Annotated in this window: 6 protein-coding genes and 1 pseudogene; all 7 read right to left on the bottom strand. The window is 46.2% G+C overall.

Translation table 11 applies throughout. From position 1 onward, the window contains the following. Positions 1–639 (bottom strand): efflux RND transporter permease subunit (locus tag AC3A8L_RS19085; RefSeq protein WP_487963866.1); only part of this gene is annotated, 639 nt, incomplete at its 3' end. Positions 640–652: 13 nt separating this feature from the next. Beyond that, a complete protein-coding gene (locus AC3A8L_RS19080; protein WP_487963865.1) occupies positions 653–1,657 on the bottom strand; it encodes an efflux RND transporter periplasmic adaptor subunit in 1,005 nt (334 codons plus the stop codon). A 47-nt stretch (positions 1,658–1,704) separates the two neighbouring features. Further along, positions 1,705–2,994, bottom strand: a complete 1,290-nt coding sequence (locus AC3A8L_RS19075) for a TolC family protein (RefSeq protein WP_487963864.1) — start codon at positions 2,992–2,994, stop codon at positions 1,705–1,707. A gap of 504 nt (positions 2,995–3,498) precedes the next feature. Next, on the bottom strand, positions 3,499–3,903 hold the full coding sequence (locus tag AC3A8L_RS19070; RefSeq protein ID WP_487963863.1) for a hypothetical protein: 405 nt from the start codon (positions 3,901–3,903) through the stop codon (positions 3,499–3,501). Between the two features lie 179 nt (positions 3,904–4,082). Continuing rightward, complete coding sequence (locus AC3A8L_RS19065; RefSeq protein WP_487963862.1) at positions 4,083–4,640, bottom strand: hypothetical protein; 558 nt, start codon at positions 4,638–4,640, stop codon at positions 4,083–4,085. A gap of 72 nt (positions 4,641–4,712) precedes the next feature. Continuing rightward, positions 4,713–5,708: a porphobilinogen synthase gene (hemB, locus tag AC3A8L_RS19060; protein WP_487963861.1), complete on the bottom strand. Its 996-nt coding sequence runs from the start codon at positions 5,706–5,708 to the stop codon at positions 4,713–4,715. A 54-nt stretch (positions 5,709–5,762) separates the two neighbouring features. Further along, positions 5,763–6,066 (bottom strand): annotated as a pseudogene (locus AC3A8L_RS19055) (prenyltransferase); the annotation flags it as partial.

Here is a 6,066-nt window from a genome sequence, read left to right as displayed (position 1 = left end):
CACATCGTGCAGTGAGAGTTGAAATTGTAATAATTTTTGTGGCCAGGGTGTAATGTGATACTGCTTGTTATAGCCGCCAATACTGTTGACTTCAACAACACCTTTTACCTGAGCTAGCTGCGGTTTTATAATCCAATCTTGAATTTCACGGAGTGCCATTGCGTCGTAAGGCATTCCGTTTGCTTGGGTCGCGCCTTCGTCGGCGCGTACCGTGTACATAAATATTTCACCAAGCCCCGTTGATATCGGCCCCATTTGTGGTTCGATATTGTTGGGTAATAATGTTTTGATCGCATTTAACTGGATGTTGATATTGTTACGGGCGAAATGAATATCTGTACCTTCTTCAAATACAACCGTTACTTGCGATAACCCATAGCGTGATAGCGAGCGCGTGTAGGCAAGGTTTGGCAAGCCCGACAAGGCTGTTTCTATGGGGTAGGTGATACGTTGTTCGGATTCTAGTGGCGAATATCCGGCAGCATGAGTGTTAATTTGAACCTGCACGTTGGTTATGTCTGGCACGGCATCGATGGGAAGCTTTTGATAACTCCAAACCCCGGCCCCAAGTACTAACCATAATAAGCTGAGTATTAAAAATCGCCGCTCAATCGAGGAGCGTAAAATATAATCAATCATTTTGAACCTCTCATTAATGGCTGTGTTCAGCTTCAGATTTTTGAATGTCGGCTTTTATCAAAAAGCTATTGTCGACAACGTATGTAGCTCCTGCGTTAAGGCCGGAAACAATTTCAATGAAGTGGTTGTCGGCTTGCCCTGTAATCACGGGGGTAAACACGTAGTTGTCATTGCTTTTAACAAAAATGCCTGTGCGTCCTTCGAGGCTTTGAAGGGCATTTTTGTTAACGGCCACAGCCACGGAAATAGAGCCAGTATGGATGATGCCTTCAACCATCATGCCGGGGCTCAATTGCAGCGCTGTATTGTCAACTTTTGCGCGCGCGACTCTGAAGGGGTGATTATTAGCGCTGGGCAATATGTGTTCAATTTTTGAGGGGTAGTGTTCCTTGTCGAGGGTGATTTTTACGCTGGCCTGTTTTTTCACGGTATTATTTTGACTGGGGAATATATTGAATTCGGCCCACAAGGTATTCAATTGTGTTATTGAAAACAATATTTGCGATTGTGTGATTTCACCGGCATTAGCGTGACGCTGCACAATAGTGCCGCTAATTGGAGCTTTGATTTGAAATTTCTTTAAACTTTGATTCGATTCAACAATAGCCAGTAAATCGCCTGCATTAACGGTGTCGCCAATGGTGGCGTAAACCGAATCTATAACCCCGGAAAAGCGTGCGCGCACATGGCTGGTTTGTTCCGGGCCAGCATTTAACCGCCCGTAGACTCTTGTATATTGCTGCAGTAATCGAGGGCCTGTAAGAGCTGTTTTTATGCCGACTTCGTTGGCGATATCGTTGGCTATATGGGTTTGACTTACATGATTATGTTCGTCTTCATGCCCGTGATCGTCATGATCGTCATGATCGTCATGATCGTCATGATGTTCGTTTCCATGATGAGTAGATTCATTCATTTCTATTTCACCAGACAGCGGGATGGCTTGCGTCTGCATGCTGAGTGAATATAAAAGTGTAAATGTTGCGAGGCTTTTCGTTATTATCAATATTGTCGGCATAATTTTATCCAAAAGGCTATCAAATTAAGTGGCTAAAGGCGCGAAAATTAAGGCGCGAAAGGTTCGCCCGTAAGCTGCTCGATAAGTGCTTGGTTAATCAGTGTTGTTGCGGCGTGTTCTAACAAGCGATGTTTGGCTTCAAATAATGCGTGTTGTGCCATGGACCAATCGAAGTAGGTATAGCGCCCGCTCTCATAGGCTTGTTGCGATAAGGTGAGTGCCTCACTTAATGCAGGAATAATAATCGAACTAATGTCGCGCATTGCTTTTGCGTGATGTGAACGTTGCGAATGAGCAATAAAGAGTTCTGTTTCCAATGCTTGCAGCGCATGTTTTTGTGCCGTGTAAAAAGCCTGTTTCTGGGCACTTGCTGCAGCAATGTGGCCTTGGTTGCGCTGTCGTTGGTTGAGTGTTGTCGATATGCCAGCCACCAATGCGGTATCGCCACTTTCGTTAAGATGTTTTACGCCAACACTCCAATCTATATTGCTGCGGCCTTGTGCTACAGCTAGTTGGTATTGCTTTTCTTTAATGCGGTTAGCCAGGGCTAATTGTTGTGCGTGTGGAGAAGTCTTAACTTTTTGTAGCAATGTTGCGTAATAACTTTCACTCGGTTGCATATACAGTTCGCCGACAAGCCGGTTATAGCTTGGGTTCGATTCACCCCAGAATTGACTTAATGATCGATATTGTTGCTGTTGTTGGCTCACAAGTGCATCGAGTTGAATATTGATGCGCGCTAGAGCGACCTTGGCGCGTTGGATGTCGATGTCGGCGGCGGCACCTTGCAATGCTTTTTTATTCACAATGGACACACTTTTTGCGGCCAGTGCTTGCTCTTCTTTGGCAATTAGAATGGATTCTTGGGTTTTAAGTGCTTCAATAAACTGAATTGTTACGGCACCTAAAACATCGAGAGTATCGCTTTGTTGCTGAATTTGGACGGCTGCAATTTTTGCGTCGACGGCACTTAGGCGTAGCTGTCGTTTATTGCTTAGCTCCAAAACTGACCCGAGCGTTATTGTGCTTTCTAGCGTATCCATGCTGCGGGTTTTACCGCTTCCGGCGAAATTTTCAAGCGCTAAGCTAATATGAAGCGGCGGGCGTAATGTTAGCTGTTGTTTTTCGCCTTCCAGTGCTTCAGTTTTAAAGGGTTGTGCTTTTAGTTCTGGGTTGCGGGTTAGTGTGAGTGCTATGGCTTGTTTGAGTGAGAGTGTTGGCTGTGGGCTAGCCCATAAAGGCGCGCTAAACAGTATTAATAAAACTAAACCATGTTTTGTAAAGCGCAGAGCAAAAAAAACACGGGATAACAACAATCGAGAAATTGAAATATTCATATCGTTTTCCGTTATACAAAAACCGTAACAGGCTAGCCTGTGTCGGGCTTCGGGGCGAGGCGATAATAATTTACCCATTTAGGTGTAGAGTTCGGCCTTTTTACCTAGAGCCTAAGGGGCGTGCATGAAATAACTTCCCGTTTTTGAATTCCTGGGTGCACGCTTGCCTTCGTTAAAAATATTTGCAATAGCAGGCTATTGCGCCATATTTTCGCCTCGCCAAGCGTGCACCCACAAAACCAAATCCCAGTAACTTATTTCGTGCACGTCCCTAAAGTGGCGCATGTAACGCTTTGTAGTGACGAAGGTAAGGGTGTCGAGTCAAGCATAGTGGGTGAAGTATTTTTCTCGTCTCTTATTGCTAGAGGTGCTGGCGGGTTGAATTTAAACTCATTCAATAGCCGAGCCGGAAGTAGTCCGTAAGCGAGTTACATTCCGAAATTGCAATGTAAACAACAATGCATATCGGTTTTGGTGTGACCTACGGGGCTTGGGTTACGCTGTTTAAGCAATAGGCGGGCGGAAAGGGGTGCGGCTGCTACGAGGAAGGAGGTGATTCAGTGGTGTGCGGTAAGTTGGCCAACTCGCGAGAATAGTGTGCAGCGGTTGTATCGTCGGTAGCATGAATGCGTGGAAATTGGCATGGCAATGACAGCAATGCTGGCAGTCAGTGTTGGTGTTGGTATTGGTATTTTGTTCTTGGTGTGAATCTGCACATTGCGGGTGTTGGTCGATTGTTTCGATGCTCGCTATTGTGGCTAAGCCTATTCGCGTGACAGGTTGTTCGAGCTGGATGATGTGGCGCTTACTGTCGGAATGAAACTGATGTGCGTCAGCGCTCGCAGCCAGCGCTTGAGCAAGGGCGAGCATGATTAATAAGATTGTTTTTGCCTTATTACGCATAGTCATTAAAGTTTCGGTTTGAAGCTGATCAGTTCTACAGTTTAAACAAGCTAGCCGCTGAAGCAAGCCATTGTTTATTATTGTTTGGCGTGAATGTGTAGTGATATTGCATCGCACCAAAACTTTATTCAGGCCGCCGGCACACTAGAGGTGCCAACGTCCATTTTATTGAAAATAACGTAATGTTATTCGAAGGTCACTTTTTGTGAGCGAACTGTACAGTGGCCAGAATAACTGTCACAAACTTCTAAAATTAAGAAGTTTGTGCTGGGGTGGCCCGCCAGAATATCGGTAACATCGACGTTCGGGTTTTTGTATTCACTGGCTGAGCAGCTAAGGCTATCTCTGTGGTTTGAGCTGGAGCGACTTTCAATACTGCTGTAAAAACAGTACGCAAAACCTTCGTAGTCACAATCCAATCCATCGCCGCAGTAAGTCCGTTCTATTTCGTAGCTGCCAAAAATAGAGGGCGTGTCGTTGATTGATATCGAAACCGAGTAATCGTCATAATTGCTAACATCCCACCACAATTCAAAATAACCTTCGTCAATTTCGTTGTCGATAAATAAACTGTGATGATAATTGCCGTGCTGGTGATGGTCGTAGTCGATATTACTATTACCGTAGCTATCAACCACTTCCCAATAATTAATAATGGGCTCATCAACCGTGTAATGGTCGTTATCATTGCAGGCCGATAAAATCAGGCAGGTTGTAATAAGGCTAAGGGTTTTGAATATCATGCTGTGCTCCAAATCTTTGGTGTAGCTGCATAATATTCAAAGTAGGGTTAACCGTTCATGAATCTAGCTGGGTTAATATTGTTTAAGTTTTTGCGCGGCTTCTTTTGCGAAGTAGGTCAATATGCCGTTGGCGCCAGCGCGCTTGATACACATTAATGATTCCAAAATAACCTCTTCCCCCAAGTACCCTTTTTCGATGGCGAGCTTGTGCATGGAATATTCGCCGCTGACTTGGTAGACAAATGTCGGTGCACCAAACTCTTGCTTTACGCGGCGTACAATATCCAGGTAGGGCATGCCGGGCTTAACCATGACCATGTCTGCGCCTTCTTGTAAATCTTGGGCGATTTCGTGCATGGCCTCATCGCTATTGGCTGGGTCCATTTGATAGGTGGATTTATTCCCTTTGCCCAAATTACCAGCAGAGCCGACGGCATCGCGAAACGGCCCGTAGTAGCTAGAGGCGTATTTAGCCGAGTAAGCCATAATTTGGGTGTTGATAAATTGGCTGGCATCCAAGCTTTGGCGAATGGCGCCTACGCGGCCGTCCATCATGTCGGATGGCGCAATAACGTCGGCGCCGGCAGCTGCACACACCACGGCTTGTTTTTGTAGCGCTTCAACGGTGATGTCGTTTAGCACGTAGCCATTAGCATCAATAATGCCGTCTTGGCCGTGGGTGGTATAGGGGTCGAGTGCGCCGTCGCAAATAATGCCCATTTCGGGGTATCGCTCTTTGATTGCCCGAACGGTGCGTGATACCAAGCCATCTTCATCAAATGCGGCGCTGCCGTCCAGAGTCTTCACTTCGTTGCCGACTTTGGGGAATAGGGCGATGGCAGGAATGCCTAGTTCAAGTAATTCTTCGACTTCTCGCTCTAATTCATCGATGGACATGCGGAATATACCGGGCATGGACTCAATCACTTCGCGTTGTTTTTTCCCTTCAATAACAAAGACGGGGAAAATAAAATCGCTAGCGGAGATTTCGGTTTCGCGCACCATGCGGCGAGAAAATTCGCTAAAGCGGTTGCGCCGCATGCGGGTGGCGGGAAATGAGCGTTGCATAGTTATCACCTTGTTTGTATTTGTTATTAATGAACGGCAGCCTACTGAAGCGCTTTACGCTTGGCAAGCCTGCCAATCAAAGGCTGGGTGGGTAAAAAGTCCTGCCGCAGGGGTTAGTTGGTAAAGGGCATCGGCAGCCAGCAAAACAGCGCCCGCGGTCCAGCTGGTTTTATCTTCAGGCCAGATTGTATCGTCCTTAAAAACATAGCCGGTAACATAGCCACCATCTGGCTGCTGCCATTGAGCCAGCGTATCGAAGAGTGTTTGTGCTTTTTGTTGTTGCTGCGCCATAACGAGCGCTATAACGAGTTCGCTGGTTTCGGCCATAGTCACCCAAGGTTCGTCACTAACACAGCGA

It is taken from the genome of Marinagarivorans sp., from assembly GCF_982758155.1.
This window is presented reverse-complemented; position numbering and strand designations above follow the sequence as displayed.